1 pseudogene is annotated in these 363 nt (G+C 66.7%); it reads right to left on the minus strand.

Annotation, left to right across the window (positions count from 1 at the left end):
- Window positions 1–363 (minus strand): annotated as a pseudogene (locus tag Q1B13_RS26920) (autotransporter); the annotation flags it as partial.

Below are 363 nucleotides of genomic sequence, written 5' to 3' on the forward strand. Positions count from 1 at the left end.
CTGTCGAGCGCCGCACCTGTTGTGCTGTGCTCTGCCGCCAGTGTGACCTGTTCTGTCCCCATCTGGAACCACAGCGGCGAGCCTGCGCTTTGTGTGGCGGGTCCGCCGTCCCAGGCCAGGCTCCGGAAGTCTTCCGAGCTGCCCCGGCTGCGCAGCGACGCGGGACCATTGAGGGCCAGCAGCGACTGGCCATAGCTGTCATAGATCGGCGCAGAAGGTTGCCAGTTTCTCCCACCGGTCTCCGACAGCGCGCTCAACACCCAACCGCGGCCATCCTCCGCCTCGCTCAGCGTATAGAGGTGGGCCCCCGAGACAACTGCTTGCGCCCCGTCCGGGGTGACGTGGTTGCCATCCACAAGGGTG

Origin of the sequence: uncultured Ruegeria sp., assembly GCF_947489545.1 — a bacterium.
In the GTDB taxonomy this organism is placed as follows: Bacteria; Pseudomonadota; Alphaproteobacteria; order Rhodobacterales; family Rhodobacteraceae; genus Ruegeria.